The sequence below is a fragment of the Cryobacterium sp. RTC2.1 genome, from assembly GCF_035018685.1.
Taxonomy (GTDB): Bacteria; Actinomycetota; Actinomycetes; order Actinomycetales; family Microbacteriaceae; genus Cryobacterium; species Cryobacterium glucosi.
The window spans coordinates 1-4087 of the sequence record NZ_JASJXJ010000228.1 but is presented as its reverse complement, the minus strand read 5'-3'; the positions used below and the strand labels follow the sequence as shown (position 1 = coordinate 4087).

At 69.2% G+C, this 4087-nt stretch carries 4 protein-coding genes; 2 read left to right on the top strand and 2 right to left on the bottom strand.

Going from position 1 to position 4087, the window contains the following annotated elements; all coding sequences use genetic code 11:
- Both QN357_RS18115 and QN357_RS18110 read right to left on the bottom strand, forming a co-directional pair.
- On the bottom strand, positions 1-391 hold a 391-nt coding region (locus QN357_RS18115), incomplete at its 3' end, for a hypothetical protein (protein ID WP_323505312.1).
- 98 nt (positions 392-489) lie between these two features.
- Positions 490-1335 (bottom strand): M15 family metallopeptidase, encoded by an 846-nt coding sequence (locus tag QN357_RS18110; protein ID WP_134560669.1) that lies wholly within the window; start codon positions 1333-1335, stop codon positions 490-492.
- 155 nt (positions 1336-1490) lie between these two features.
- Here QN357_RS18110 and QN357_RS18105 point away from each other — a divergent pair, with 155 nt between their 5' ends.
- Together QN357_RS18105 and QN357_RS18100 are read left to right on the top strand one after the other, a co-directional pair.
- A complete protein-coding gene (locus tag QN357_RS18105; protein ID WP_323505311.1) occupies positions 1491-3275 on the top strand; it encodes an MDR family MFS transporter in 1785 nt (594 codons plus the stop codon).
- Positions 3276-3355: 80 nt separating this feature from the next.
- Positions 3356-4036: an NAD(P)-binding oxidoreductase gene (locus QN357_RS18100; protein ID WP_323505310.1), complete on the top strand. Its 681-nt coding sequence runs from the start codon at positions 3356-3358 to the stop codon at positions 4034-4036.
- Positions 4037-4087 lie beyond the last annotated feature (51 nt).

The window sequence follows — 4087 nt, the reverse complement described above, 5'->3', positions numbered from 1 at the left end:
CGGTGCCGGCCACGACGGGCACGGCGGCCACGACACTCGCCGGCACCGGGCGCGAGGCCGCGAGTGGGGCGGATGCCGCGGTGGCGACCCCGGGGGACGCCTGGCTCGAGAGCGGGACGAAGAGGCCGAAGCACAGGCTGGCGGCGGCGGCCGAGCCGGCCAGCCAGATCAGCGGGCGGTGGCCGGACGGCGCCTTCTCGAGGCGGTGCCGGGAACGGACGACGCCGAGGGAGTCGGAGGAGCGGGCGGCGGTCGCCAGGGAGCCTGTCGACAGTGAGTCCGAGGACGGCGAATCGGTCGGCCGTGGAGGGCTGATGGGGCGGAGGGGCAGTGGATCTTCCCGGCGATGGCGGGAGCGGGCGGGACCTTCAGGACGTGTATGGGGGCGCACGAAATCGTTTCTGGACGGCGGACGGGGACCCGACATGCGAACACGCGCACATGCCAGAACCCTGTGCGGAACCTCCGAAACCCATGCGTGAGCCGGACCTAGTGATAGGTCGGGGCCGCCGGGAGACCGAAGAATTCCTCGAGAGTGGTCACGCCATCCGTGTGCATTTCGGTCGCGAGGTCGACGCCGATGTAGCGGAAATGCCACGGTTCATACGCGTAGCCGGTCACGGCGACCTTGTCCTCCGGATAACGGAGCAGGAAACCGTATTTCCAGGCGTTGTGCGCGAGCCAGGTGCCCTGGGGAGTCGCCCCGAAGCAGGCGTCGAGGGAGCAACTCGCCGGCAGGGCGCTGATGTCGATCGCGAGGCCGGTCTGGTGTTCGCTCGTGCCCGGCCGGGCGGTGCTCGTGTCCGCGACGGCCTGCCCGTGGGCCGAGACGTCGTCGTTGTACACCGCGACCTGGGTGGGATAACTGCGGTAGGAACTCTGCGACTGCAGCTGCAGCCCGGTCTCGGCCGTGAAGGCGGCGAAAAGGGCCACGACGGCGTCGGATGCCTCCCGGCGGAGCTGCGGTTCCCAGACGTGCGGCACGGGCACGGTCACGAGGTCCGGCGGGGTGTAATCGGCCGGCTGCAGGGGGCGGTCCTTGTCGACGACGACCCAGATGCTGGTCGGGTCATCGTGCGAACGCGCCGCCTTGTCGAAGCGCGGGACCAACGCTATCGGCGTCGGTGATGCGGTCGGGGCCGGGCGCGCGGCATCCGTGGGTGTCGGCCGGTCGCCGGGCGGGTGCGTCGCGGGAGACCCGGGGTCTGGCGTCGCGGCGGGCAGCGCCGTTGCGACGGATGCCGGGGCGTGAGTCGCGAAAAAACCGAGCGCGACGGCCCCGCCGGCCACGAGAACGGCAGCGAGGGAGATAGCCGTGATCCGTCGCCAACCCATCCTGTGTGAACCCCCCGTTTGACCTTCTGTACGCACGCTCATGAGCCTAGTCCCGGGACTCGCCCCACGAGCGTGCCGAAACACCCCCCAACGGCCGGGAACGGGGTCCGGGAATCTGTTGATGATTCCCTGCCCGTCGTGTAACTTTGCAGACGATGCAAACTCCTCCCGCTTCCGCCTCCTCGCCCGCCTCCGCTCCCCTGATGTCGCACCGGCAGATCCTGTTCGTCATCTTCGGCCTGATGGCCGGGATGTTCCTGTCGGCTCTCGACCAGACCATCGTCGGGACGTCGATGCGCACCATCGCCGACGACCTCGACGGAATGTCACTGCAGGCCTGGGTGACGACCGCGTACCTGATCGTCTCGTGCATCAGCACGCCGATCTACGGCAAACTCAGTGACATCTTCGGGCGCCGGCCGCTGTTCCTGATCGCGATCACCGTGTTCCTGATCGGGTCCCTCCTGGCCGGGATGTCGCACTCGATGTATGAGCTTGCGGTATTCAGGGCGATCCAGGGCCTCGGCGCCGGCGGCCTGATGGCCCTTCCGCTCACGATCATGGGCGACATGCTCGCGCCGCGGGAGCGCGCCAAGTACCAGGGCTACTTCCTCGCCGTCTTCGGCATTTCGAGCGTCATCGGCCCGCTCATCGGCGGTGTCCTCTCCGGCGCGACGACGATCCTCGGCATCACCGGCTGGCGGTGGGTGTTCCTGATCAACATCCCGATCGGCATCGTCGCGCTCATCATCGTGATCCGCTTCCTGCACATCCCGCACTTCAAGCGTCCCGTACGGATCGACTGGTGGGGTGCCGTTACGGTCATCGTCGCCGCAGTGCCGCTGCTGCTCGTCGCCGAACAGGGCCGCACCTGGGGCTGGTGGTCGTTCACCTCGGTCGCCTGCTACGTGACCGGCATGCTCGGCATCGTGCTGTTCATCGTGGCCGAGCGACTGATGGGCGATGACGCGCTCATCCCGCTCAAGCTCTTCCGGTCGGCGACGTTCTCGATGGCGACCGTGCTCGGCGTCTTCGTCGGTTTCGGAATGTTCGGCGCGATGATGACCGTCCCGCTCTACCTGCAGCTCGTGAACGGCGCCACCCCGACCGAGAGCGGCTTCATGATGCTCCCGATGATCCTCGGCCTGATGATCTCCTCGATCGTGAGCGGCCAGATCATCGCCCGCACCGGCAAGTACCGCGTCTTCCCCACGGTCGGCACCGCGTTCATGGCCGGCGGGTTCTTGCTCTTCACCTTCGCGACCGCGGACAAGCCGGTCTGGTTCATGATGACGGGCATGCTCCTCGTGGGTCTCGGTCTCGGCCAGCTCATGCAGACGCTGACCATCGCGAGCCAGAACTCGGTGGGACCGCGGGACATCGGCGTCGCGACATCCGCTTCGACGTTCTTCCGTCAGATCGGTGGCACGCTCGGCACCGCCGTGCTGTTCTCGGTGCTCTTCACCCGCATCCCGGACACCCTCGGCGCGGCATTCGGCAATCCGACGATCGTCGCCGGCGTCAAGGCGGCCGCCTCCGATCCGGCCGTGCTCGCCGACCCAGCCAACGCCGGCATCCTGGCCCTGTTACAGAAACCGGCCGGGCTCGGGACGGCCCTCGACGGGGACACCTCGTTCCTGAACGCGGCGGACCCTCGGCTCTCGCAGCCTTTCCTCGTCGGCTTCAACGACGCCACGGTCACGGTGTTCTGGGTGAGCCTCGTCGTCGTGCTGATCGCCTTCGTACTGAGCCTCTTCCTCAAGGTCGATCCGCTCCGCAAGACGAGCGCCATGCAGGAAGCGGCCGACGAGCACGCCGCGACACAGGCAACCGAGCGGGCCTCCGAGGCCATGATCGCGCAGCACGCCGCCGACACGATGGGAGCCCTCGTCGAGCCGGGGCTCGACACCGACGAATTCGAACGCCCGGGCCGCGCCTGACACGGGCGCCCGACACGGGCGGTTGGCGGGCGGATGCCGGGCGCGGGAATTCGGGAGCGCCCGGCGGCGTTGTCCCTGAGATGCGTATTGTAATTGCAGGTGGACACGGAAAGATCGCCCGGCTTCTGACCCGGGACCTCACGGCTGACGGCCACGAGGTGATCGGACTGATCCGGAACCCGAACCAGGCGGACGACCTCCGCACCGACGGCGCGACCCCGGTCGTGCTCGATCTCGAGGCAACGACTCCCGCCGAGCTCGCGGAGGTTCTGTCCGGGGCCGACGTGGCCGTCTTCGCCGCAGGCGCAGGCGGGGGCAGCGGCGACGCGCGCAAGACGAGCGTCGACCTGGGGGCATCCGTTCTACTCGCCGATGCGGCGGAGACCGCAGGCGTGCGCCGGTTCCTGCAGGTCTCGTCGACCGGGGCCGACCTCGTGCGCGACGACGCCGAACCGGCCGGAGTGCCCGCGGACTTCGTGGCCTACCTCCGCGCCAAGCTCGCCGCGGAGGAGGATCTCGTGCGCCGGGACCTCGCCTGGACGATCGTGCGCCCGGCCGGTCTCACCGACGAGCCGGCCGCCGGGCTCGTGACCCTCGAGCACACCGGTCCGGGTATCCCGGAGGTGCGCGGCACGATCCCGCGCGCGGACGTCGCGGCGCTGCTCGCCGCGCTCATCGTCTCGGGCTCCGGCGCCCTCGAGACGCTGTACCTGGTCTCCGGCCGCACGCCGGTCCAGGCCGCGGTCTCCGCCCTCGCCTGACCGGCGCTGTAGACCGCGAAAGCGGGGGGATAGTCGGTGGGGGATGGGGTG

Bases quoted from the DNA above. Each gene is read 5' to 3' on its own strand.
- QN357_RS18100 (WP_323505310.1), top strand. From the start codon at position 3,356: ATGCGTATTGTAATTGCAGGTGGACACGGAAAGATCGCCCGGCTTCTG.
- QN357_RS18105 (WP_323505311.1), top strand. From the start codon at position 1,491: ATGCAAACTCCTCCCGCTTCCGCCTCCTCGCCCGCCTCCGCTCCCCTG.
- QN357_RS18110 (WP_134560669.1), bottom strand. From the start codon at position 1,335: ATGGGTTGGCGACGGATCACGGCTATCTCCCTCGCTGCCGTTCTCGTG.